Annotated in this window: 22 protein-coding genes; 9 read left to right on the forward strand and 13 right to left on the reverse strand. The window is 67.0% G+C overall.

The window, feature by feature from the left end:
- Positions 1 to 131 precede the first annotated feature (131 nt).
- Complete coding sequence (locus IGS68_RS36160; RefSeq protein ID WP_201079491.1) at positions 132 to 2,303, forward strand: right-handed parallel beta-helix repeat-containing protein; 2,172 nt, start codon at positions 132 to 134, stop codon at positions 2,301 to 2,303.
- A 54-nt stretch (positions 2,304 to 2,357) separates the two neighbouring features.
- On the opposite strand, the gene IGS68_RS09985 is transcribed toward IGS68_RS36160, so the two are convergent.
- The 5 genes from IGS68_RS09985 to IGS68_RS10005 all read right to left on the reverse strand — a co-directional run bounded on the left by IGS68_RS09985 (position 2,358) and on the right by IGS68_RS10005 (position 6,749).
- Positions 2,358 to 3,428, reverse strand: a complete 1,071-nt coding sequence (locus IGS68_RS09985) for a fatty acid desaturase (RefSeq protein WP_201079493.1) — start codon at positions 3,426 to 3,428, stop codon at positions 2,358 to 2,360.
- Between the two features lie 313 nt (positions 3,429 to 3,741).
- Complete coding sequence (locus IGS68_RS09990) at positions 3,742 to 5,313, reverse strand: GMC family oxidoreductase (RefSeq protein WP_201079495.1); 1,572 nt, start codon at positions 5,311 to 5,313, stop codon at positions 3,742 to 3,744.
- Between the two features lie 18 nt (positions 5,314 to 5,331).
- Positions 5,332 to 5,883 (reverse strand): twin-arginine translocation signal domain-containing protein, encoded by a 552-nt coding sequence (locus tag IGS68_RS09995; protein ID WP_201079497.1) that lies wholly within the window; start codon positions 5,881 to 5,883, stop codon positions 5,332 to 5,334.
- 76 nt (positions 5,884 to 5,959) lie between these two features.
- The gene (locus IGS68_RS10000) at positions 5,960 to 6,355 is read right to left on the reverse strand and encodes a VOC family protein (RefSeq protein WP_201079499.1); all 396 of its coding nucleotides are present in this window, start codon (positions 6,353 to 6,355) and stop codon (positions 5,960 to 5,962) included.
- Positions 6,356 to 6,428: 73 nt separating this feature from the next.
- On the reverse strand, positions 6,429 to 6,749 hold the full coding sequence (locus IGS68_RS10005) for a ribbon-helix-helix domain-containing protein (RefSeq protein ID WP_201079501.1): 321 nt from the start codon (positions 6,747 to 6,749) through the stop codon (positions 6,429 to 6,431).
- A 309-nt stretch (positions 6,750 to 7,058) separates the two neighbouring features.
- On the opposite strand from IGS68_RS10005, the gene IGS68_RS10010 reads away from it, so the two are divergent.
- The 4 genes from IGS68_RS10010 (at position 7,059) to IGS68_RS10025 (ending at position 10,684) form a co-directional block, all read left to right on the forward strand.
- Positions 7,059 to 7,265: a hypothetical protein gene (locus tag IGS68_RS10010; RefSeq protein ID WP_201079503.1), complete on the forward strand. Its 207-nt coding sequence runs from the start codon at positions 7,059 to 7,061 to the stop codon at positions 7,263 to 7,265.
- A gap of 458 nt (positions 7,266 to 7,723) precedes the next feature.
- Positions 7,724 to 8,086, forward strand: a complete 363-nt coding sequence (locus IGS68_RS10015; RefSeq protein WP_247881261.1) for a response regulator — start codon at positions 7,724 to 7,726, stop codon at positions 8,084 to 8,086.
- The gene (locus IGS68_RS10020) at positions 8,083 to 9,303 is read left to right on the forward strand and encodes an FIST signal transduction protein (RefSeq protein WP_201079507.1); all 1,221 of its coding nucleotides are present in this window, start codon (positions 8,083 to 8,085) and stop codon (positions 9,301 to 9,303) included. Before IGS68_RS10015 ends, IGS68_RS10020 begins: the two co-directional genes overlap by 4 nt.
- 19 nt (positions 9,304 to 9,322) lie before the next feature.
- Positions 9,323 to 10,684, forward strand: a complete 1,362-nt coding sequence (locus IGS68_RS10025) for a sensor histidine kinase (RefSeq protein ID WP_201079509.1) — start codon at positions 9,323 to 9,325, stop codon at positions 10,682 to 10,684.
- A 104-nt stretch (positions 10,685 to 10,788) separates the two neighbouring features.
- On the opposite strand, the gene IGS68_RS10030 is transcribed toward IGS68_RS10025, so the two are convergent.
- From IGS68_RS10030 to IGS68_RS10045, 4 genes are all read right to left on the reverse strand, one after another.
- A complete protein-coding gene (locus tag IGS68_RS10030) occupies positions 10,789 to 11,877 on the reverse strand; it encodes a fatty acid desaturase (protein WP_201079511.1) in 1,089 nt (362 codons plus the stop codon).
- A 298-nt stretch (positions 11,878 to 12,175) separates the two neighbouring features.
- Positions 12,176 to 13,048, reverse strand: a complete 873-nt coding sequence (locus IGS68_RS10035; protein WP_201079513.1) for an SMP-30/gluconolactonase/LRE family protein — start codon at positions 13,046 to 13,048, stop codon at positions 12,176 to 12,178.
- Between the two features lie 42 nt (positions 13,049 to 13,090).
- Positions 13,091 to 13,564, reverse strand: coding sequence for a MaoC family dehydratase (locus IGS68_RS10040; protein WP_201079515.1), 474 nt, complete (start codon positions 13,562 to 13,564; stop codon positions 13,091 to 13,093).
- 53 nt (positions 13,565 to 13,617) lie between these two features.
- Positions 13,618 to 14,910, reverse strand: a complete 1,293-nt coding sequence (locus IGS68_RS10045; RefSeq protein ID WP_201079516.1) for an MFS transporter — start codon at positions 14,908 to 14,910, stop codon at positions 13,618 to 13,620.
- An 85-nt stretch (positions 14,911 to 14,995) separates the two neighbouring features.
- On the opposite strand from IGS68_RS10045, the gene IGS68_RS10050 reads away from it, so the two are divergent.
- The 3 genes from IGS68_RS10050 to IGS68_RS10060 all read left to right on the forward strand — a co-directional run bounded on the left by IGS68_RS10050 (position 14,996) and on the right by IGS68_RS10060 (position 17,671).
- Positions 14,996 to 15,616 (forward strand): TetR/AcrR family transcriptional regulator, encoded by a 621-nt coding sequence (locus tag IGS68_RS10050; RefSeq protein ID WP_201079518.1) that lies wholly within the window; start codon positions 14,996 to 14,998, stop codon positions 15,614 to 15,616.
- 73 nt (positions 15,617 to 15,689) lie between these two features.
- Positions 15,690 to 16,124: a hypothetical protein gene (locus IGS68_RS10055; protein ID WP_201079520.1), complete on the forward strand. Its 435-nt coding sequence runs from the start codon at positions 15,690 to 15,692 to the stop codon at positions 16,122 to 16,124.
- 119 nt (positions 16,125 to 16,243) lie between these two features.
- A complete protein-coding gene (locus IGS68_RS10060) occupies positions 16,244 to 17,671 on the forward strand; it encodes a cytochrome P450 (protein WP_201079523.1) in 1,428 nt (475 codons plus the stop codon).
- Between the two features lie 401 nt (positions 17,672 to 18,072).
- On the opposite strand, the gene IGS68_RS10065 is transcribed toward IGS68_RS10060, so the two are convergent.
- Entirely contained in the window at positions 18,073 to 18,342 is a 270-nt protein-coding gene (locus IGS68_RS10065) for an ATP-grasp domain-containing protein (protein ID WP_201079525.1), read from the reverse strand.
- Between the two features lie 66 nt (positions 18,343 to 18,408).
- Positions 18,409 to 19,119: a monofunctional biosynthetic peptidoglycan transglycosylase gene (mtgA, locus tag IGS68_RS10070; protein ID WP_201079527.1), complete on the reverse strand. Its 711-nt coding sequence runs from the start codon at positions 19,117 to 19,119 to the stop codon at positions 18,409 to 18,411.
- A gap of 110 nt (positions 19,120 to 19,229) precedes the next feature.
- Between mtgA and IGS68_RS10075 the strand changes: the two genes are divergently transcribed.
- Positions 19,230 to 22,034 (forward strand): ATP-dependent DNA helicase, encoded by a 2,805-nt coding sequence (locus IGS68_RS10075; protein WP_201079529.1) that lies wholly within the window; start codon positions 19,230 to 19,232, stop codon positions 22,032 to 22,034.
- Here the strand turns inward: IGS68_RS10075 and IGS68_RS10080 are convergent.
- Together IGS68_RS10080 and IGS68_RS10085 are read right to left on the reverse strand one after the other, a co-directional pair.
- Entirely contained in the window at positions 22,011 to 23,684 is a 1,674-nt protein-coding gene (locus IGS68_RS10080; RefSeq protein WP_201079531.1) for a sensor histidine kinase, read from the reverse strand. The two genes, IGS68_RS10075 and IGS68_RS10080, sit on opposite strands and share 24 nt — an antisense overlap.
- Positions 23,617 to 24,039: a response regulator gene (locus IGS68_RS10085; protein ID WP_201079533.1), complete on the reverse strand. Its 423-nt coding sequence runs from the start codon at positions 24,037 to 24,039 to the stop codon at positions 23,617 to 23,619. Before IGS68_RS10085 ends, IGS68_RS10080 begins: the two co-directional genes overlap by 68 nt.
- Between the last annotated feature and the right edge of the window lie 144 nt (positions 24,040 to 24,183).

The raw sequence follows: 24,183 nt of genomic DNA on the forward strand, positions 1-24,183 counted from the left end.
TATTAAATCGTCCAGTACATTCTCTCGAAAGAGGTAACCCGATCTAGTGATACGGGGTTCGATGAAGGGCCGGAATTCGCGCGGAGACATCCGCCGATCGGCCCTCGCAGAAATTCGAGAGGAACTGTAAATTGACGCCGTTTTCCAACATCACGCCGCAACGCACCATTTGGGTTTCCAACAAGGGCAGCAACAGCAACAGCGGCTCCGAAGGTTCTCCCTTCAAGACGATCCAGGCCGCCTTGGACAAGGCTACGCCCGGAACGGCCATCATGGTGAAGGCGGGGACCTATGTTGAGAACGTCAATTTCAAGCATAGCGGTACGGAAAAGGCGCCGATCTGGTTGATCTCGGCCGATGGGGCCGGGGCCGCGAAGATCAAGCCCGCCAGCGCGGGTACCGCGACCATCGCCGGCTTCGGCGAGGAAAACATCGTCGTTCGCGGCTTCGACGTGACCGCGCAGTCCAAGCAGAACGGCATCCAGTTCGGCATGGCCGGCACCGACTTCAAGGACATGGTCAAGAACATCGTCGTAGAGGGCAACATCATCCGCGGCGCCGGCATGGATGGCATCAAGATCTCCCAGGGCGACAACGTCCATATCCTGGGCAACACCATCATCGGTGCCGGCGACCAGGGTATCGACTTCGTCGCGGTCAACGACAGCGTCATCGCCCGCAATGACATTTCCAAGGTCACGGGTGTGGCCGGCCTGTTCGCCAAGGGTGGTTCGACGAACGTCCGGATCGAGTACAACAGGGTCCATGACGTCGACGTGGACGGTATTTCCATCGGCGGCTGGACGACGCCCAAATGGATGCGGCCGGGCATGCGCGATTACGAGGCGAAGAACGTCGTCGCGATCGGCAACGAGGTCTTCGACGTGGGCAAGCGCCCGCTCACCTTCCTCGGCGCGGTCGACAGCACGGCGACCGGCAACCTGCTGGCCGGCAATCCCAAATACTACACCGTCGTCAACGTCGCGGCCGGCAAGACGGGCGGCAAGGCTACCCCGTCCTCGGACATCACGATCACCAACAACACGATCAACCGCTCCAACAACTGGCTGAACGTCGAATCCGGCCAGGGCAAGGGCCTGGAGGTTTCCAACAACCGCTTCGACGGGGTGTGGAACGGCAAGGCGGGCCCCGGTTCCGGCACGGTCGGAGCGGTTCCCAAGCCGTCCGATCCGGTCGATACGGTCACGGTGACCGACCCGAGCTATGCCATGCCGTCGTCGGTCGAGAACGCCAACGTGACGCGCCCGGGCGGTTCCAAGGTCACCGGCAACGCCAAGGACAACGTGATCAAGGGCGGGGCCGGCAACGACGTGCTCGACGGCGCCGCCGGCAACGACCGCCTGACCGGCGGCGGCGGCAACGACGTGTTCGTGATCGCGAAGGGCAAGGGCAACGACGTCATCACCGACTTCAAGGCCGGTGCCGGGGCGGGCGACACGGTGCGCCTGGAGGGAACGCCTTTCGGCAGCTTCGCGGCGGTCAAGGCGGCCATGAAGCAGGCCGGTGCGGATGTCGTCCTGGACCTCGGCGGCGGGCAGACGCTCAAGTTCCTGAACATCAAGATCGCCGCCTTCGCGGCCGACGACTTCGGATTCAGTCCGGTCGGTTCGACGCCGACGCCGCTGCCCACCCTGGCCCAGTGGCGCGAGAGCGCCGCGTTCACCGACACGATCAAGGGCACGGCGAAGAACGATACCCTGACCGGCACCGACCGGAACGAACAGATGGACGGCGGCTCCGGGCACGACGTCATGGCGGGCGGCAAGGGCGACGACACCTACGTGGCCGGAAGCATCTACGACAAGGTAGTCGAGAAGCCGGGTGAGGGGATCGATACCGTCAAGCTTTGGGACATCGCCTACACGCTGCCAGACAATGTCGAGAACCTGATCGGTCTCCGCGCGGGCGGCATGACACTGACCGGCAACGGCCTCTCGAACATCATCAAGGGCAGTGCCGGCAATGACACCATCATCGGCGGCGGCGGCGCCGACCAGCTCTACGGCGGCGGCGGTAGCGACAGATTCGTGTTCAACGGCCTCGGCGACAAGGGCGACGTGATCATGGACTTCAAGGTCGGCCAGGACATCCTGGATCTGAGGCCCTTGATGTCCGGCCATCGTGCGGACTACGACGTCGAGGTGGTCGCCAAGGGAGCCGGCGCCGTGGCCGTGTGGGTCCATAACGACGGCAAGGTGGACGAGCTTGTCACCCTGGCGGGGGTCGGGTCCGACGACATCGGCTCGATGCAGCCCGGCAAGGCGGCCTGGCTGCTGGTCTGACCGGCCGGCCGGGCCGTGGCTGTACCGGGCCGCTCCCCTGCGGCCCGGCCGGTGTCAGGCCATGCGCTCGCGAAGGTCGCCGAAGCGGATCATCCTGCGGCTGTCCTCGTCCCACAGGGCAAGGCTCACGGTCTTCAGGCTTTCGAGCAGGCCCAGGGCGCGGACCCGCTGCAGGTCGGGAATAGACAGGTGGCAGTCCCGCAGCCTGTAGTTCGGGATCTTCGACGACAGGTGATGCACGTGGTGGTAACCGATATAACCGGTCAGCCAGTGCAGCCACCGCGGCAGGTCGTAGAAGGAGCAGCCGTCCAGCGCCGCGGCGTGGAAATCCCAGTCGTCCTCATGGTGCCACTGGACCCCGTCGAACTGGTGCTGCACGTAGAACATCCAGATGCCGATCGTCGCCGCCAGCAGGATGACCGGGCCCCACACCATCAGGACCGGCAACCAGCCGAACAGGAGGGAGGCCGCCGCGAGTGCCGCCAGGATCGCGGCGTTGGTGCTGAGGACGCTGGTCCAGGCGGCACGGTCGTTGGTGCCGTCCCCGATCGCGATCCGGTGGCGGATCAGGAACATGAAGGCCGGGCCGATGCCGAACAGCACGATCGGGTGCCGGTACAGCCGGTAGCGCAGCCGGCCCCAGCGCGACAGGGCCAGGTATTCCCGGACAGTCAGCGTCGTGATGTCGCCGATGCCGCGCTTTTCCAGGTTGCCCGAGGTGGCGTGGTGGATCGCGTGTTCGCGCTTCCAGTAGCCATAGGGCGTCATGGTCAGCACCGAGAGGCAGCGTCCGAGCGCGTCGTTGGCCCAGCCGGACTTGAACAGGCTGCCGTGGCCGCAGTCATGCTGGAGGATGAAGGCCCGCACCAGGAAGAAGGCGGCGGGAATGGCAAGCAGCAGTGTCAGCCAGTATCCCACCTGCAGGCTGAAACCCATCAGGACGGTCAGGCCGGCGAGCGGCAACAGTGTCGTTCCGATCTGTCCGACGCTGTGGCCCAGGACGGGCTGCTTGAAGGCCGCGAGCTGCTGGGCCCAGCGGCGAGCTGCCTGCTTTCTGTCCTGAAGGGTCGCAGGCGTTGGGGTCGAGGCGCATATTGGCTGCACCCCGGTTTCATCGGGCAGCATAGGGAGTTCCTGAAGAGGGAGAACGGGTGGCTCCGGCCACGGGAAGAATCAGCAAGTGTCGCACCGCGTTCATGGACCTTGATTGTGGGCAAATTATGCCCTTCTTAATGATTTACGAGTCCGGGGCGCGAGGAAATCCCTAAGATACTGAAATTTCCATTCGCCATCGACGCGGCGCTCGGGGTTATACACTTTCCGGCGCAATTGCGCACCAACATATATGTCGCGCGCGAGGGTGGTTACCAGGAGGCGAATCGAAAGGGCGCGCAGCCTTCCCGGCTGCGCGCCCTTCACGGGTACCGCCCGGCGGCCGTCAGATCTCGCGCTTGCTCATCCGGTCGGCGATGAACTCGGCTTGGCGGATGGCCAGCGAGACGATGGTCAGGGTGGGATTGCAGGCGGCCCCGGTGGTGAACTGGCTGCCGTCCGACACGAACAGGTTCTTCACGTCATGGGTCTGCCCGTGCTTGTTGACCACGCCGTCCCGCGCCTTCTCGCTCATCCGGTTTGTCCCGAGATTGTGCGTGGAAGGGTAGGGCGGGGTATGGATCGTGCGGGTCGCCCCCACCGCGTCGTACAGGGCCGAACCCTGGCGGAAGGCGTGGTTGCGCATGGCGACGTCGTTGGGGTGGTCGTCGAAATGCACGTTCGGGATCGGCTGGCCGAACTGGTCCTTCTCGGTCGCGTGCAGGGTGATCCGGTTGCTCTCCTGAGGCATGTCCTCGCCCACGATCCACATGCCCGCCATGTGGTCGTAGCCGTCCAGCGCCGAGGTGAAGCCGCGGCCCCAGGCACCGGGGTTGAGGAACGCCGCCATGAACGGCAGGCCCAGCGACAGCGTCTCCAGCTCGTATCCCCCGGCGAAGCCCCGCGACGGATCGAATCGGGATTCGTCGCGGATGATCCCGGCCATGGTCGTGCCGCGATACATGTGGACCGGCCTCTCGAACACCGCGTAGACCGATCCCGTGGTATGGCGCATGTAGTTGCGCCCGACCTGGCCGGAACTGTTGGCGAGGCCGTCCGGGAACATGCTGGATGCCGAGTTCAGCAGCAGGCGCGGACTCTCGATCGAGTTGCCGGCTACCGCGACGACGCGGGCCTTCTGCCGCATCACGTTGCCGGCCCTGTCGCCGTAAAGCACGCCGGTCACCTTGCCCGAGGCATCATGCTCGATCTTCAGCACCTGCGCGTCTGACCGGACCTCCAGGTTGCCGGTCGCCTCGCCCTTGGGGATCTCGGCCATCAGGGTGGACCATTTCGCCCCCGTCTTGCACCCTTGGAAGCAGAAGCCGATCTGCCGGCATGACGCCCGGCCGTCGCGCTCCTGCGAGTTGATCGCTATGTTGCCGGAGTGGAATTCCTTGTATCCCAGCGCCTTGGCGCCGGCCGCCAGCACCTTGTAATTGTTGTTGCCGGGCAGGCGGGGGATGCCGTTGGTCCCGGTCACGCCCATCTTGTGCTCGGCCTTGGCGTAGTAGGGCTCCAACTCCGCCAGCGTGATCGGCCAGTCCAGCAGGTTGGCCCCGGCCAACTCGCCGTAATGGGTCCTCGTCTTGAACTCGTGCTCCTGGAAACGCAGGCTGGCGCCCGCCCAATGGACGGTCGAGCCGCCCACCGCCTTGACGATCCAGGCCGGAAGCCCGGCGAAATCCTTCGCGACGCGCCAGCTACCCGAGGTCGTCCGCTTGTCGAGCCAGCTGATCTGCGAGAAGGACTCCCACTCGTTGTTGACGAACTCCTCCATCTCCACGCGGGGGCCGGCCTCCAGCACCACCACCTTGACGCCTTTCTGGGCCAGTTCGTTGCCGAGCGTGCCGCCGCCGGCGCCCGAGCCCACGATCACCACGACGCCGTCGTCGTTGAGGTCGAATTTCGCAGCCATGATCCCGATCCCTCCCGCTCAGGCGTTCTTCAGCCAGTCGATGTCGTCGAAGCCCCGCTCCAGGTAGCCGCCATGCTCGGCGGAGGAGCCTTCGTAGCCGAACTTCACCCACACCTCCGGTTGGTTATAAAGCGCCACGACCATGTCGCCGCGCACCTTCTGGAAGAATGGGGTGGACTCGATCGACTTCAGGACGGCGACCCGGTCGCCCTCCTCGACGACATCGGCATAGGGACGGGCGTATTTCGCCTGCGACGCGGTGTCGAGGCCGACCACGCCGTCCTCGATCAGCTGCTTCAGGTCGGGGTTTTCGCCGGCCTTGCCGTCATAGGGCTCGACGGCCCGGGCATAATAGGCCTCGCCCAGCCGGTCGTGCGGGTACAGGTCGCGCGCCATCCGGACCAGGGTCACCATGGTGGCCGGCTTGAGATGCTTCGCGGTCATCGCCCAGGCGCCGGACGGGGCGATCGCCACGGTTCCGCTCGCCAGGGCCGTGACGCCGGCCGCCGCCGCGCCCGATTTCAGGAAGTTGCGCCGGGTCACCTTGACCCGCTTGTCGATGGTCCTCATTGTGCTCCTCCCTCGGAGACGGTTTTTCGATCGTTTTTTTCTTGGAAGGCATCGCTCCGACCCTTCGCGGGTCCGCTCAACGGTATCGGCCGTGGCGCTGCAACACCTCCACCTTGTAGCCGTCGGGGTCCTGCACGAAGAAGAAGCGCGCCATCAGGGCGCCGTCGCGCATGAATTCCTTGATCGGGTTCGGATTGAAGCCCAGCCGGGTGAAACGGCCATGCTCCGTATCCAGGTCGTCCACGGCCACCGCGATGTGTCCGTATCCGTCCCCATGGACATAGGGTTCGGTCCGGCCGTGATTGATGGTCAGCTCGACCTCGAAGTCGGCCTCCCGGTTGCGCAGGTAGACGAGGGTAAAGCCCTCGAACTCGTAACGGTCCGCCGCCTCCAGGCCGAATGCCCGGCCGTAGAAGTCGCGCGACCTGTCCTCATCCAGCACGCGGATCATCGCGTGGATGACTTTGGCCATGGTGGTTCCGCCTCCCTGGTCTTTCGCTCGTACAAGCGAAATCCTAGGGCGGCGCTTCAGGCGGGAGGTAGTATCATGCTACTACAGCATCGATTTTCCGCATCCGCCGGCTCGCGATGGCCGCGGCATGGGCTGCCGGGTCGCGCAGGTAGAGCGCGCAGGTGACCCGCAACATGGAGGCGAAGTTCGGCACGTCGCCCTGCTGCTGGAGCACCTCGTCATGGAGGGTGCAGAGGAAGCGGGCCAGCGTCAGCCCTTCGCGGCCGGCGATCTCCTCGAGGATCGCCCAGAACTCGGCCTCCAGCCGGATGCTCGTCGTATGGCCGTGCAGCCGGACGGCCCGTGTCTCGCATGCGTAGGAAGCCGGATCCTGCATGGCGAATACTCTGCACATCGTCTCTCTCCCGTCATGATGCCGTCCTGTCGTGTCTTTCGACGGCTTGGGAGAAATCATATGCTCGTTTCGCCGTCTTGCCATTAGTCCGAAGTGACGACTGCACGACGACGCGGCGGATCGGGATGAGTATCCGCGCCTGCGACGTTTGATCGCCCGCCACCCTCCTTCCGAACCATTGAAGGGTTCAAATAAATCCGTCTTACTGACGGATAAGCAATAAGGCGTGGCTCGGCGGCTGCGCAATGGTCACGATCCGGATCCTGGTACGGGCCGGGGCGATCGTCGGCGGGGAAGGATGAACCGGGAATGTACTGGACAAGGCTCCACCGCATACAGAAGTGTTCGCAGACGCCGCAGGCACTGGCAGGCTTCGTCGTGATCTTCTTCAGCGTGCTGTTGAACGCTTTCTGGATCGAGACGGAAATCGGCGGTTTCGGAATGGTCATTGCCGTGGCCATGGCGATCGTGGGCTTCGCCCTGTTCTATCGCGGCTGGGCGGTCGAGAACCGCTGAGGGGCTGGATTCCCTTCCAAGTAGCTGCCGGCGACCGGTGGCGGAGGATCTCCGTCGCCGGCTCTCCGGTCCATGCCGCCCCGATGATTTCGGCCGCCCCGCACGTTGTAGATCGATCCGAAATCATTTCCAATTTTGCATCTTGTTGATCGCGTTGTTTCGACAAGGCAGCGCAAGTTTAATAAAAATCCACAGGCATGGGCACCGCTATGCGGGTCGATTTCTGTTAAGCATGTTCGCCGATAGTTGGCCTGATTTTTCTTCTGGATATCCCCATTCAGGTGGGAGATATTGAGGCTCCATTTCAATAACAGGTTCGCATGTCGCGGCGATTGTCTCTTGTTTCCGGCGAAGGTGCGTCTCCCCCGGCGGCACCGGAGCCCCGTCGAGGTGGAGGTGAAGGCAAGCCTCCGCTTCACACAAGGTCCGTGCTGATCGTTGAGGATAATCCGTTCAATTTGAAGTTGCTCGATGACCTGCTCCAGGCGGCAGGCTACACGACGCTGACGGCGACCGACGGCGAGCAGGCGCTCGACCAGGCCATGCAGTTCATCCCGAACGTCATCCTGCTGGATATCGGGCTGCCCGACATGTCCGGCGTCGACGTCGCAAGGGCGATCCGGAACAGCGACCGGCTCCACAAGATCCCCCTGATCGCGGTGACCGCCTATGCGACGCCGGAGGACGAGGCCGTGATCCGTCTCGCCGGATGCGACGAGTACGTGGCGAAACCGATTTCCGCGCCTGAACTGCTCAAGCTGGTCCGGCGACACGCCAATTTCCGGCTCGTCGGGCAAGAGGGAGGAAGGGAGGGATCTTGATCGGCGTCGGCCGCAGCAACAATCCCGATCCGAAGGAAGCCGGCACGGAAGCGGCGCGTCGGGCGGTGGCGTTGCTGGACGCGGACGAAGCGCCGGCCTGGGCGCTGCTCTTCTGCGGGGGCAAGCATGATCCCGCCCTGGTCCTGGCGGGCCTCCGCGGGGTCGTCGGCGCCATCGCGGTGGTCGGCGGTTCGGCCGCGGGCGGCATCACGGGAGCGGGGTTCGGCTATAGCGGTTTCGAGGTCGCCGTGGGCCTGTTCCCGGCAGGTCTCGGCAAGCCGGTCATCCTGGTAGACGACGGGCTGCTCGACGGCGAGGGCCCGGCCGGCCGCCGGCTCGGGGACCGGTTGGGCGGGATCGTCGACGACGGCCGCGTCGTCCTTCTGTTCTACGACAGCGTCGCGTCGACCGTTCCGCCGCGCCTGCACCCGGCTAGCCCGCTGGTCGAAGGCATTTACCAGGGGCTCGGCGGCCGCCGTCCCCATCTGGTCGGCGCCGGCACCTTGACCGACATGAACCTGTCGGACGGCTACGTCTTCGACGGCACCCGCCCGCGCAAGCATGCCGCCGTCGCCGTCGTCCTGCCCCCCTCGGTGGGCGCCGAGACGGCCATCCTCCATGGCTGCGTGCCGGTCAGCGCGTTCATGACGATCACCGCGGTCGAGGGGGCCGACGTCCTGGAATTGGACGGCCGCCCGGCGCTTTCCGTGCTGGAGGGCATGCTCGGGATCGAGATCGGAGAAAGCCACGGCAGGGCGCTGTCTCTTATGGTTACCCTCGGCGAGAAGCACGGCGATCCGTTTGCCGAGTACGACGAAAATCGCTATGTAAATCGCCTGATCCTGCGGGCATCTCCGGAGCGCCGATCCATTACTTTGTTCGAACCGGACTTTCACCTGGGATCGGTCGTTCAGATTATGTCGCGGGACAATGGTCTGATGGTGCAAAGTGTTCGTGACGGCGTGCGTCTGATGAACGAACGGTTTTCCGGCCGGCGGCCTATCCTGGCGCTCTACATCGATTGCGCCGGGCGGGCGAGTGCAAGGAGCGGATCCGAGATCGAAGAGGCGGAAGTCCTGTTGGACGAGATTGCCATACCGGCTCCCTTGCTGGGCCTGTATTCGGGAGTCGAGATCGCGCCCGTCGGGGAGGAGCAGAGCCGCTCGCTGGACTGGACAGCCGTCCTGACCATCCTGCACGGCGACCGTGGTCCATGAGGGCGGGACAGGAACGCGCATGACGGAACGCAGGGTCGAGGATCTGGAACGCGAACTCGCCTTCTATCGTCGGCAATGCAACGATCTGGGTGCCCGCGTCCTGCGCCTGCAGGAGGACCAGAGCCGTGCCCACCGGGAAGCGCGCAGGTCCCGCACGGCGGCCCGGCTGCTGCGGACCGCCTTCGGCCTCGTCAACGTCGAGGCCTCGGAGGAGGCGGTCGGCAACCGCATGCTGGAGATCGTGCTGGACAACCTGGTCTGTGACCGGGGCGCCATCCTGCGGCGCGACCCGCACCGGGGATTGTTCACCATCGTCAACCGGCTGGGCTTCGGCCGGCCGCGTCCCGTGGAGAACGTGCCGCTGGCGGAGCCGCCGGAATTCTACTTCACCTCGTCGCGGGAAGCCTGCGACGGGATCGGCGCCGTCCTGACGGAAGCGCTCGGCCTCCCGTTCGTGATCTGGGCCTATGATCCGGCCTCGGGCATAGCGCTGCTGCTCGGCAACCGGATGGAGGCGAATGTTTCGCGTCCCTTCGGCGCCGACGACCGCGAGATCGTCGAGGCGGCGCTCGGAGTCTTCGCCGACATCATGCAGCGCCGGCGGGCCGAGGAGGAGTTGCGCATCGCGAAGATCGCGGCCGAGGAGGCCAATTCGATCAAGGCGGCCTTCCTGGCCAACCTCAGCCATGAGCTGCGCACGCCGCTGAACGCGATCATCGGCTTTTCGGAGATCATCCGGGACGAATTCTACGGGTCGGCCCCGCAGGAGAAGTACCGGGAATATGCTTCCGACATCCACGAGAACGGCCAGCACCTCCTGAACCTCATCCAGGACATCCTCGATTTTTCCCGCCTGCAGTCCGGCAAGGCCACCCTGCGGGAGGAGCATGTCGATCTCAACCAGGCAGCGGCAGCCGCCCTCGGCGCCGTCGCGCCCCTGGCGCGGAGCCGCGGCGTCACGCTGGCGGTCGGTATCCGGAACGGAATGCCGGCCATTCTCGCGGATCCGACCCGCATCCGCCAGATCCTGATCAATCTCGTCGGGAACGCGGTCAAGTTCACCCCCGCGGGCGGCCGGGTCGAGATCCGGGCCGATCTGACCGAGAACGGCGGAGCGGTGCTCCAGGTGATCGATACCGGCATCGGCATCGCGCCGGAGGATATCCCCCGCGCCATGGAGCCGTTCTGTCAGCTTGAAAATACCTATACCCGCCGGTTCGGCGGGACCGGGCTCGGATTGCCGCTGTGCAGGACGCTCGCGGAACGTCATGGCGGCTCCCTCGCCATCGACAGCGAACCGGGACGGGGCACCACCGTGACCGTCCAGCTTCCCCGCCAGCGGGTCGCCGACGGGTCGGCGTCGGTCTTCTACCGCGCCTGACCCTTCGAAACGAACTCCGTCGAGCGGATCCCTTTCCGGAAATTTTCGCCGCGTCACCCGATTCTCGGGCAGGCCGCAGCCTCGGCGATACCCTTGGCTTGCCCTCAGATCTTTCCGGCGGTGCTCAGGGAGGCGAGGTTCTCGTCGATCGCCTCGATCAGCCCCCACGTCTCGATGTAGCCGAGCGGGAAGCTCTGGCAGCCGGTGTCGGCGTCCTTCTGGCGGGCGTGGATATAGTCCGTCCAGCGGCGCGATGCCGGCCGGCGATGGTGGAAGTCATGGCACGGGGCGTCGCCGACCAGCACGAACACGCGGGAGAACAGGTGGACCGTCAGCATGGACGTCCACCAGCCGGCCCAGGCCAGCAGGCCGCCCGGAGTGGCCGCGGACGCCGCCGGAACCGCGGCTCCGGGAAAGACGCCCGCAGTGGCGAGGCAGACGAAGGTCTTGCCGCGGGCATCGATCACTTCCTGTTCCGGGAAGCGGTGCTCGCACAGGGTCCGGAGCGCCGTTCCGATCTGCAGCAGGACGGTCACCGGGAGCAGCCAGGCGACCGCCACCTCGGTCCAGGTCCCGGTCAGCCAGACGAGATGGAACAGGCCGCCCCAGGCCGCCCAGCCGATCAGGTTATGGGCCGTCGAGTGGGAGAGCAGGCAGGCCGAGACGCGCGCCAGCAGGAATCGCAGGTGGAAGAAGGGCGAGACGAAGCTGATGATCACCCGGCGCCACAGCACGGGCTTCGGCAGGCCGGGCCTCAGTCCGGCCAGGTTCATGACGAACTGGGTGAACTCGTCCTCGTGGGTCAGCAGCTTGTTGGGGCTGTGATGCAGCATGTGTTCGTGCTGGTACACGTCGAAATGCTTCATCAGCAGAAGGATCGAAATGGTTTCCCCGACCAGGCGGTTCGTTTCCCTCTTCCGGAACACCGTGCCGTGGGCGCAGTGATGGAAGACGACGGCCTGCAGCTTGCCCATGCCGGAAGCCGACAGGATCAGGAGGAAGGGCAGGGCGGCCAGCCAGAAGCCGGAAAGGTGCAGCGCCAGGAAGCTGAGCGCCACGCCGGCGCCGAGGGTGCCGAAGGCGGTCACCACGTGGAACATGGCCGTGCGGGGCCGCGCCGCCTCGCCCGGGGCGGGGCGGGCGGTCAGCCACGTCAGGAAGGGCTGCAGCGAGGCGGGCAACCGCCTGTACATGCCGGCCCGTATGTCGTTCGCCGAAGCGGGAAGAGCGTTGGCGATCCCTTCCGATGAATCATTTTTGACGGAAATATTGCGTTCGAACGTAGCAATGGACATCCCTTATCTCCTTTGGGTTGGGTCCTATTGCTACAGATAATCTACGAAATGGTTGAAAGGCTATATTAGCCTTATAAAAAATTCAGTTTTTGTTGTTATTGTATCCGATCTGTTCTGTTTAAAGCTGGTGTAGTTCCTGGCAATTGTCGCAATGATCCTATTTTGATTCTATTTTTGAATTATCCGAAAATTACTTTCAACCGGCAAACGGCGGAACTTCCACACCGGTGACGCCGGTCCCGGTGATCGCGAACAGGCAGCCGGCCAGCGGGTCGGGCTCCTCGCCGGCCTTCTGGAGCGACGTCATGTAGATGACGTCCAGTCCGCGCCCGCCGAACGCGATCTTGGTCGGCGTTCGGCAGGGCACCCTTATGGTGCGGTCGATCGCGCCTGCGGGCGTGAAGCGGACCAGTTCGCCGCCGCCGATCCCGGCCATCCAGTAGCAGCCGTCGGCATCGCAGGCGCCGCCGTCGGGCCGGCCGGCCATGCCCCTCGTATCGACGAAGACGCGGCGGTTGGAAGGAACGCCCGCGTCCGGATCGTAGTCGAAGGCCCAGACGGTGCGGACCTTGGCGTTGCTGTCCGACATGTACAGCGTCCGCCCGTCCGGGCTGAAGGCAAGGCCGTTCGTCGTCCAGAATCCGTCGATCATCCTATGGCATCCGAGATCCGCATCGAGACGGTAGAAGGCGCCTTCCGGGCGCTCGCCCGGAGGTCCCATGCGCATGGTGCCGGCCCAGAAACGGCCTTTGCTGTCGGTCGTGCCGTCGTTGAAGCGGTTGTCGGGCTTGTCGGCTTCCGGGTCGAGCAGACGGACAAGGTCTCCGGTCCGGGGATCGAAGTTGGCGAATCCGTTGCGCAGCGCCAGCAGCATGCGGTGGTCCCGGCGGGTCGCGATGCAGCCGATCTCCTCCGGCATCGGCCAGTTCTCGTCCCGGCCGGAGGAGGGATCGAAGCGGTGCAGGGCGCGTCCGTCGATGTCGACCCAGTAGAGCTTCTGCTCGGCGACCGACCAGACCGGGCTTTCGCCCAGCTTTGCCGGTTCCGCGACGATCCGTTCGATGTCCATGCGCAAGCTCCCCCAGGCCCGACCATTCCTTATATCGATGTATTAACCATTACCAACCTGACGTTCCCCTGGCAACCCGGTGCGCCGCGGCACCAGGAGGACGGCCGTGAATCGCTGGACCACCTCGCTCTTCTGGTTATAGGTCAAGGTGCGCATCCGCACCGTTCCGCGGTCCGGCCGCGAGGCCGAGGGGCTGACCCCCAGCACTTCGCTCTCGATCCGCAGGACGTCGCCCGGACGGACCGGTTGCGGCCACGCCAGTTCCTCGATGCCCAATCCGACGAACCCTCCGGCGAGTTCCCCCTCGCCGTCGACGATCATCCTCATGGTGAGCGCCGCCGTGTGCCAGCCGCTCGCCGCCAAGCCGCCGAACACCGTCTCGCCGGCGGCAACCGGGTCGAGATGGAAAGGCTGCGGGTCGTACCGGCCGGCGAACTCGAGGATATCCGCTTCGGTCACCACCAGCGGGCCGCCGGCGAACCGGTCTCCCGCCGTCAGGTCGTCCAGCGTACGCATCGTCAGGCTCCTTCCATATTCCAGGGGGCGTGTCGTATCGATGGCAGACGCCGTCAGGCCGCTTCCCGTACGACCCGGGCCGGCGTCGCGGGCGCCCGGCCGATCATGAGCGACATGCCGGCGGCCAGCAGGCAGGCGAGCCCGGCCAGCAGGAAGGCCTCCAGGTAGCCGTCCATGACGGTCCGCATCGCGCCGGCGCCGAAGGCGGCGACCGCGGCGCCGATCTGGTGCCCGGTGAAGATCCAGCCGAACATCATCGGTGCCTTGTCCCGCCCGAAGGCGTTGGTGGCGAGGCGGACCGTCGGGGGAACCGTCGCGATCCAGTCAAGGCCGTAGAAGACGGCGAACAGCGACAGGCCGAAGAACGACAGGTCCAGCGCGAAGGGCAGCCACAGCAGCGACAGGCCGCGCAGCGCATAATACCAAGCCAGCAGGTGACGGTTGTCGTAGCGGTCCGACAGCCAGCCGCTGAGCGTCGTCCCGACCAGGTCGAAGACGCCCATCATCGCGAGCAGCCCCGCTGCCCGGAGTTCCGGGATGCCGGCATCGATGCAGGCGGCGATCAGGTGGGTGCCGATCAGGCCGTTGGTGCTGAGCCCGCAGATGAAGAAGGTGCCGAACAGCAGCCAGAAATCCCGGGACCGCACGCCCTCCGCCAGGGCGCCCAGCGCATGGCCGAACGGGTTGCCCGCGACGGGCGGCGGCGGCGTCTCGATTTCCGTCCGGCCGAAGGGCGCCAGCCCGAGGTCGCGCGGCCGCTCGCGCATCAGCAGCAGGACCGCCGGGATGACGGCCAGCGCCACCGCGCCGACGCCGATCACCGCCGCGCGCCACCCGACTTGCTGCACGATCATCGCCAGCAGCGGCAGGAACAGCAACTGCCCGGTCGCGGTGCTGGCGGTCAGCAGGCCCATGACCAGCCCGCGGCGCTCCCCGAACCAGCGGTTCACCACCGTGGCGCCGAGCACCAGGGCCGTCATGCCGGTTCCCGTTCCCACCACCACTCCCCATAGCAGCACCAGCTGCCACGGAGCCGTCATCAGCGGGGTCAGCGCGATGCCGGAGGCCACCAGCAGCAGCGAGGCGACGATCGTGGTCCGGATGCCCAGCCGATCCATCAGGGCCGCCGCGAACGGCCCCATCAATCCGTAAAGCACCAGGTTGATCGCGACCGCGAATGAGATGGTCGCCCTGGACCAGCCGAACTCCTGCTCGACGGGGACGATCAGGACGCTCGGCATCGACCGGATGCCCGCCGCGACCAGCAGCGTCACGAAGGTGATGCCCGCGACATACCATGCATAGTGGACGCGCCCGCGCGCCAGCCGGGAACCTTGGAGAGACATCGGAATGGCTCCGGTAGGAGGAACTCTTGCAATGATAGAGACCGTCCTGTATCATCTGTCAACGGATTTGATCGGACGAGCACCCATGCAGGAACCTATCCAGGACGAGCCGGCCTCGGACGGCTCGGCCAAATCGGCCCGGGCGCGCATCCTTAAGGCGGCGGCCGAGCTGTTCTACCGCGATGGCATCCGGGCGGTCGGCGTGGATGCCGTGATCGCCCGTTCCGGCGTCGCGAAGATGAGCCTCTACCGCAACTTCTCCGGCAAGGACGAACTGGTCGCAGCCTTCCTGGAGGATTTCGATCGCGTTTACTGGGACTGGTGGGACCGCGTGACCGCGCATCATCCCGACGATCCGAGGGCGCAGATCCGGGCGCTGTTCACGGCGCTCGGCAAGCGAACGACGTCGCCTGGATATCGCGGCTGCCCGTTCATCAACACCGCGGTCGAATTCCCCGAGCCGGACCATCCCGGCCATGCCGTCGCCCGGGCCAACAAGCGCGAACTCAGGGAACGTCTGCGGGGCCTGGCGAACGCCGTCGGCGCCATCGATCCCGAGCTGCTGGCCGACCAGCTCCTGCTCGTGATGGACGGTGCCTATACCAGCGGCCAGACGCTGGGTGCCGACGGTGTCGGCCAGGCCGCCGCGGCGGCGGCCGACGCGCTGGTGGAAGCCGCCTGCCGTCCCTTAACTATAAATAAATGAAGATGGCGTAACTACCTCCGACGCACTCCTTCGGGTGCGGGAACCGCGTTCGGTGGGAGGGTGACGAGTTTGGATGGCTGGCCTGTTTGACCGCCTGTCCAACCTGCTGTCCCGCCGCCGGAGCCGCACCGGCGGTGCGCCGCAGCATGAAACCGCCCTGGTCGCCGCGGAACGCCTCGGCATCGGCGGCCGGCCGTCTCCGCTCCAGATCCGCAACACCGATCCCTCCGGCAGGATCAATGGGAAGGAAGACGCCATCGCCGACCTGCGGCGCGCCATGGCCGCCGCGGACCAGCGCCAGGCCCGGACCGACGCCGACGCTTCCCTTCTGCTCGCCGTCCTGCTGTCCAAGGGACACGGCCTCAACCGCACCCAGGCCGTGCAACTCCACGACGACCTGATGCGCGGCTGCCTGCGCGACGCCGACCGGCAGAAGCTGCGGGCCCTGTACCGCACGCTGCACGGCCGCGAATTCAGCTGCCGCATCCCGGCGTCGGTTTCCGAGTGACGCCAGCCCCCGAGGCGGAGCCCGCCCCCCTACCGTCCGGGGGGTTCACCGAAGATATCGCCGCGGCCGGCATGGATGGGGTACGATAGGGTCCCTGCACCAGAACGCGGTCCCGACGGATGACAGCGTCGATCTCCCCCGAGCCCAAGGCTTCCACCCCCCTCGGCCGGGGTCCGGCCGGAGTGGTTCCTCCCCGCCTGGAACCGGCGGCGGCGCCGCTGCCCTGGTACAGGCAGCTCAGGGCCTTCCGAACGAATGCGCTGACCGCCTGGTCCCGGCAGGCCTACGAGCGGGACGTCATCGCCTCGTCCTTCCTCTGGCGGGGCCGGGTTCTCGTGAACGACCCGGATGCCATCCGTCATGTGCTGATCGATAATCATGCGAATTACCGGCGGACACCGGCGTCGATCCGCATCATCCGCCCGCTCGTGGGGGACGGCCTGTTCCTCAGCGAGGGCCAGCGCTGGCGCCACCAGCGGCAGACCCTGGCGCCGGCCTTCACACCGCGCGCGATCCCGGTGCTCGCCCGCCACATCGCCGACGCGACCCGGGAGGCGCTCGCCGGCGTCGCGGCCCGCGCCGAGGATGGCCCTGTCGAACTGGTCTCGTTCTGCCAGCACCTGGCGCTCGATATCGCCGGCCGCTCGATGTTCTCGGTGGAGATGTCGGCCCACGGTGCCGAGATGCGCCGGCTCATCGCGCATTACGCGGAGCGGCTGGGACGGCCCTACCTGCTCGATTTCCTGCTTCCGGCCTCGGTTCCCAATCTGCACGACCTCGCCCGGAGGCGCTTCCAGGCCGAATGGATGGGGCTGATCGAAACCATCATGGCGGAGCGGTCTCGGGGCGCCGCCCGCTCCGCCGACACGCCCCGCGACCTGTTCGACCTCCTGCGCGCCGCCCGCGATCCCGAGACCGGCGCCGGGATCCCGGCCGAAGAACTGCGCGACCAGGTCGCCACGATGATCGTAGCCGGCCATGAGACGACGGCGCTCGCGATCTTCTGGTCGCTGTACCTGCTGGCGCTTGCGCCGGACATCCAGGAGGGCGTCGCCAGCGAGGCGGCGGGCCTCGACCTTTCCCGCGACGGGGCCGCCCTGGCGCTGCCCGTCCTCGTTCTGACCAGGGCCGTCGTCCAGGAGGCGCTCCGCCTCTACCCCCCGGCATTCATCCTCGTCAGGGAGGCGATCGGCGAGGATCTCGTGGGCGGCGTGCCGGTGCGCCCCCGGGACCTTGTCATGGTGGCTCCGTGGGTCCTCCACCGGCATCGCAAGTTGTGGCGGGATCCGGACGTCTTCGACCCGGCCCGTTTCCTGCCCGACGCCGCTCCTCCCGACCGGTTCGCCTATCTCCCGTTCGGCCTGGGACCCCGCGTCTGCATCGGCGCGCAGTTCGCCCTGACCGAGGCCGTCCTGGTCGTCGCAGCCATGGCGTCGGCCTTCAGGATCGGATTGCCCGATCACCATCCCCCCGTCCTGCCGACCGCCGTCATCACGACCCAGCCGGATCGTGCGGCCCGGTTCGATCTGGTCCGGCGGACCGGTTAGGCGACGCGGAACGTCATGGATCCGCGACCCGGTCGCTCGGAGGCCGCCTCAGGAAGGCGCCGGCCACCGGTTGCTCGACCTGGAGCCATTCGGGCCGCCGGTGAGCAGCATAGCACAACATCGCTATCAGACGGTCGGCGGCTTCTTCGGGCGTCAATTTTCGATTGTGTTTCAGGAGTATCTCCAGGGCGGCCCGATACCCGGCGTCGGGATGGGGCCGCATGCTCTTCGCACGGGCATAGGCGCAAACCACGGCGCGAATGAGGTCCTCGGAAGCCGAACGCTCCATTGGGTCCACCCGGTGGTGACAGGGGACCGAGTTTGTCTCGAATGCCCGCTGTCCCGGAAGAGTCCGATGGTACGTTATCCCGAGGAGGGTGCCGGCTTCCGCGCCGCCGGCGCTACTTCGCCGAGTCCCGGCTGATGATCTTGTTGAAGTTGCTCTTCTGCTCGAACACCATGGCCAGCTTGTGGTCCTCGAACTGCTTGAAGAACTCCTCCCAGGAGATTTCCTCCAGGCTGTCGTTCTTCGAATTGGGAGCATCCGGGAACTCGATCCGGATGATCCCGACGCCGCCCTGGCCGTGGGTCGATTTCACCACCGCCGGCTTGCCGCCGTGCTGCTCGGCCCACTTGCGGATCTTGTCGTGGTCGGTCGTCGTTTCCGACATGCGTCGGTCCCTTTCCTTGATGGATCTCCCATGTCAACAGAAGGAGCGCGGAAGGGTTTCCCCCGGTCAGCCGATGCAATCGTCCAGCCCGTCGCGTTCCACGATCGCCATGCGCTGCTGGATCACGTTGGCCCGACCGGCGATGTAGCGGGTCGGCTTGGCGGGCGACCAGCGCAGCGGATTGGGCAGCACCGCCGCCATGAGCGCGGCCTCCCGGCGGGTCAGGGCCGATGCCGGCTTGCCGAAATAGGCGCGGGATGCGGCCTCGGCGCCGTAGATGCCGTCGCCCCATTCGATGATGTTCAGGTAGACCTCCATGATCCGCGATTTCGGCCAGACCAGCTCGATCCACAGCGTGAACCAGGCCTCCAGCCCCTTCCGCAGGTAGGTCCGGTCCTGCCAGAGATAGGCGTTCTTGGCGGTCTGCATGGTGATCGTGCTGCCGCCCCGCAGCGACCGGCCGGCCAGGTTTCCCTGCCAAGCCTGGCGCAGCGAGGCCCAATCGAAGCCGGCATGGCTGCAGAACAGGCTGTCCTCGGACGCGATCACCGCCCGGGGCAGGGCGTCGGACAGGCTTTCGAGGCCGACCCAGTCCTTCTCGATCCCGGCACCGTCGATCGCCCGGATCAGCATCAGCGGCGTGCCGGGCGGCGGCACCACCCGGTACAGCGCGACCCATCCGACCGTGACCGCGGCGACGCCCAGCCCGATCGCCAGCATGGCCGGAAGGATACGCCGCCGGGGCAGGGCGGTGGAAACTCGCTGGATGACGGACATGGGACCTGCGGCCTGGGGACGGGCGGCCATCATAACCACCCTGAAGGGGGAGGCAACCTCGGCCTGTTCCGCTCGCGCCGCGGCGTCCGGGCTTCTATACTGCGGCCGTGATGGACATGGTTCAATCCCCCGCGCCGCCGCGGCGCCTGCTGTTGCCCGACGTGCCCGCGCTGGTCGCCGGGGCGCGGCGGGCCGTCTGGCTGACCGCCGACGGCGAGATCGACACCATCGACCTGGACGAAGCCCGGCGCCGGCTCCAGCGGGAGACGCTGCTGGTCTGCCACGCCCGGGCGCTGGGCCGCCGGCTGAACGCCGACCGCTTCGCGGCGCTCGACCTGCTGGAACTGTTCGCCTTCGTCCATCCCGCCCGCTTCGTCGTCCCGACCCCGCGCGGCCTCGCCGAGGCGCTCGGCCTGCCCAGGCCCGACGGCGCGGAGGACGACGCCCTGACCCTGATCCGCGCCACCCGCCAGCTCCTGACCGACCTGACCGATCCCGACCGGGAGGAGAAGTCCGACCCGGTGGCCATCGCCTGGTACATGGGCGCGGGCGCGCAGGGCTACGCCTGGGGCTGGGCACCCTTCGTGCTGTCGGCGCTCGGCGCCCCCAACGGCCCGCCGGGCCGCCGCGCGCTCGGCGCTTTCCAGGTCTGGAAGCGCCTGCCGGAATGGGAGGAGGGGGCTCCAGAGCCGCCGCCCGGCCAGATCGCCGTCCATGCGAACGACGCGCGCCGCCGCCTCGCCGACCTGCTCCAGGCCGGCATCCGCGGCAAGGCGGCCGAGCCGCGCCCGCAGCAGTCCGACTATGCCAGCGCGGTCAGCACCGCCTTCACCCCGCGCAACTATCCCGGGACGCCGAACCTCGTCCTGGCCGAGGCCGGCACGGGCGTCGGCAAGACCCTGGGCTATCTGGCGCCCGCCAGCCTGTGGGCGGAGATCAACCGCGGCCCCGTGTGGATCTCCACCTACACCCGGAACCTCCAGCACCAGATCGACGGCGAGCTGGACCGGCTCCACCGCGACCCGGACGTGAAGGCGCGCAAGGTCGTGTTGCGCAAGGGCCGGGAGAATTACCTGTGCCTGCTGAACCTGGAGGAGGCGGTCGCCACCCTGCCGTCGCTGCCCGCCTACGCGACCGCCCTGGGCCTGATGGTCCGTTGGGTCGCCGCCACCCGCGACGGCGACATGCAGGGCGGCGACTTCCCAGGCTGGCTGCCCGACCTGGTCGGCCGGGCACGCACCGTGACGCTGGCCGACCGCCGCGGGGAGTGCATCTACTCGGCCTGCCAGCATTACCGCAAATGCTTCATCGAGAACACGATCCGCCGCGCCCGCAAGGCCGACATCGTGATCGCCAACCACGCGCTGGTGATGATCCAGGCGGCGCTGGGAGGGGAGGATACGACGGCCCCGACCCGCTATGTCTTCGACGAGGGGCACCATGTCTTCGACGCCGCCGACAGCGCCTTCGCCGGCCACCTGACCGCGCAGGAGACCGCCGAGCTTCGCCGCTGGCTGCTGGGCGCCGAGGGCGGGCGGAGCAGCCGGGCGCGGGGCCTCAAGCGGCGGGTCGAGGACCTCGTCGCCGCCGACGAGACCAGCGCCGCCCTGGTCGACGACGTGGTCATGGCGGCTCGCGCGCTGCCCGGTGAGGGCTGGTCGAACCGACTGACCGACGGGATGGGGACCGGGGCCGCCGAAGCCTTCCTGCTGATGGTCCGGCGGCAGGTCCATGCCCGCGCCCATGGCCGCGACAGCTTCTACAGCCTGGAGACCGAGACCGCCGACCCGGTGGACGGCCTGACGGAGGCCGCCGTCGAGCTTGGGAAGGCCCTGGCCCGCCTTCAGGAACCGCTGGAAGAATTGGGCAAGCGCCTCGCGGCCCGGCTCGACACGGAGGCGGCCGAGCTGGACAGCGATACCCGCCGGCGGATCGAGGCGGTCTGCCGCAGCCTCCAGCGGCGCGGCAGCGTCACCCTCAAGGGCTGGCGCGACATGCTCGCGAGCATCGGCAAGCCGACCCCGCCCGGTTTCGTCGATTGGTTCGGAATCGAGCGGCAGGACGGCCGCGACCTGGATGTCGGCATGTACCGGCACTATGTCGACCCGACCATCCCGTTCGTCGCGACCGTCGGCGCCCAGGCCCACGGCATGGTGGTGACCTCGGCCACCCTGACCGACGGCACGGGGGATGTCGAACAGGACTGGCTGGCCGCCTCCGTCCGCACCGGCGCCGTCCATATGGCCTGGCCGGCGCTGCGGGCCAGCGTGCCGTCGCCGTTCGACTATCCGGCGCGAACCCGGGTGATGGTGGTCAACGACGTTCGCAAGGACGACCTGGTCCAGGTAGCCGCCGCCTACCGCGAGCTGTTCCTGGCGGCCGGCGGCGGAGCTCTGGGGCTGTTCACCGCGATCAGCCGGCTGCGTGCCGTCTACCAGCGCATCGCCGAGCCGCTGGAACTGGCCGGCCTGCCGCTCTACGGCCAGCATGTGGACGGGCTCGACGTCTCCACCCTGATCGACATCTTTCGGGGAGAGGAGCAGGCCTGCCTGCTGGGCACCGACGCCGTGCGCGACGGGATGGACGTTCCCGGCCGCTCGCTCCGCCTGATCGTGTTCGACCGCGTGCCCTGGCCGCGTCCCGATATCCTCCACCGGGCCCGGCGCGAGGCGTTCGGCGCCAAGCGCTACGACGACATGATCACCCGCCTGCGGCTGAAGCAGGCGTTCGGCCGGCTGGTCCGCCGTGCCGACGACACGGGTGTCTTCGTCCTGCTCGACCCGATGATGCCGTCCAGGCTGGCCGGGGCGTTCCCGGAGGGCGTCGAGCTGCGCCGGGTCGGCCTCGCCGAGGCGGTCCGGGTGACGCGCGGGTTCCTCGCGCCGGAGCCCTCAGAAGGTGAGCCGGAAGGCTGACCCGCCGCTCTCGGACGGTCCGAACGTCACGGTCCCCTCCAGCTGGGCGGCCAGGGATCGGATGATCTGCATTCCCAGGCCCTTGCCGCCCGCCGGATCGAATCCGTCGGGCAGCCCCACGCCATCGTCCTCTATCCGCAGCTCGAAGGCGCCGTCGTCCTCGCGCAGCCGGATGCGCAGGGTCCCGGCCCGACCGTGCGGAAAAGCATGCTTGAACGCGTTCGACATCATCTCGTTGACGATCAGGCACAGGGGGATCGCCCGGTTCAGCGGGAACCAGGAACTGCCGACGTCGATCTCCAGGCGGACATGGCTCTCGGTCCCGTAGGCGCTCTGAAGGTTCGCCGCCAGCTCGCCCAGGTACTTTGCGAAATCGACGTCCGTCAGCTCCTTGGAACTGTAGAGCAGGTGATGGACCAGGCTCATGGCATGGACGCGGTCCACGCTCTTCTGGAGCGACGATCGGGTCTCCGCGTCGCCGGACCGCGCCGCCTGGAGCCGGAGCAGGGAGGTGATGACCTGGAGGTTGTTCTTGACCCGGTGATGGACCTCCTGGAACAGGGTCTCCAACTGCGCGTTGGCCGCGGTGAGCTGGCGGGTCCGCTCCTCCACCCGCTGCTCCAGGGTTTCCTTGGCGATCCGATCCGCCTGGGCCTGGCGTACCGCCATGACCGACAACGGCCACAAGGCCATCCCCGCGACCCCGGCGACCACCCAGTAGGCCCAGATCCGGGATGCCCATTCCCGGGTGATGTTCCCGTTCGGCACCGCCACGCTGACATGGAGCGGCAGGCGTTCGGCCTTGTGGAAGGCGTGGACGGGCGTATGCCAGTCGGTGAGATAGTAGGAGGGGCCGCTCGACCCCGATCCGGCGTCGGCCTGGATCGGCAGGGTGGGCAGGGGCTGCGGCTCGCCCAGCGGGACGCGGGTCAGGATCGAGCCGTCCAATGCGCGCACCAGGCTGATCACCGGGTCCAGCCTGAGGTCGAGGGACCCGTAGAAGGTCGAGAAGTAGGTCAAGTCGATGGTCAGGGAGACCACGCCGCGGAACGTCCCGTCCTCCGCCGAAAGCCGGCGGCTCAGCAGGAAGGTCGGTTCCCCGGTGACCCGGCCGATGATCAGCTCGCCGACGAACAGTCCGCTGCCGGGTTCCTGGTGCGCCCGGAAGAAGTCGCGATCGCCCGCCGAACTGGGCGGCGTCGGCAGGTCCACCGTGCTCATGCGCAGCTGGCCGCTGCTGTCGTTCAGCCAGATATGGTCGATATAGGGGAACCGTTCGCTGAGGGCCCGCAGCCGCTCCCACAGCTCCTCGTCTCCGGCGACACGGTCCCAGTCCATGGCCTCGACGGCGTTGGTCGCCTCCAGCAGCGCCAGGTCCGATGCCTCGAAAAGCCGCGTGGCATGGTCGGCCAGGAAGAAGGCCGCGGTGCCCGCCGTCCGCTCGGCCTCGAGCACCAGGTTGCGCCGCGCGTCGTAGATCAGCCACGAAGCGGCCGTGACGATCACCAGCAGGGCGAAGATGCTCAGATAGATGGTGCTCGCCGTGCTGCCCGGACGTATCAGCCGCCAGCGAGACGCGGTTTCAGGCCACGCCGCGGCAAAGGTCGGCGACTGCTTGCCTGAGGCTCTCGACGCGGAAGGGTTTTGCAATGAAGCGGGCAGTCCGAATCTGCGGGTTGGGGGTGAAGGCATGATTGCCGGACACGAAGATCACCGGAACGTCGCGGCGTTCGGCGATCCGCTCCATGGCATTGACCCCATTGCCCTGCCGGAGCTGGATGTCGGCGATCACCAGGTCGGGCGCCGTCGCGTCGGCCTGGCGCACGGCGTCGGCTTCGGTGTCGACCACGGCGCACACGCGGTGCCCCATGTCCTCGACCAGGATCTGGAGTTCCAGCGCCACCAGCGGCTCGTCCTCCAAGATCATCACCTGCGCGAAATGACGGACGGGCGGCTCATCCTTCGCGGATTTCCGGTCCGGCACGGCGTTCGGCAAAGCCGTCATCTGAACATTCCCCATCGGACGGAACCGCCGTCTCTCGGTATGCAACAAGATAAGGTGAAGCCGTTGCCGTGTCGAGGCAGCCTCCGCACGGAAAAAGCGGCTATGCATGAGGTCATGCGCCACCCTTGAAGTTCGTCGGGCGCG

Source organism: Skermanella sp. TT6 (genome assembly GCF_016653635.2).
GTDB lineage: Bacteria > Pseudomonadota > Alphaproteobacteria > Azospirillales > Azospirillaceae > Skermanella > Skermanella cutis.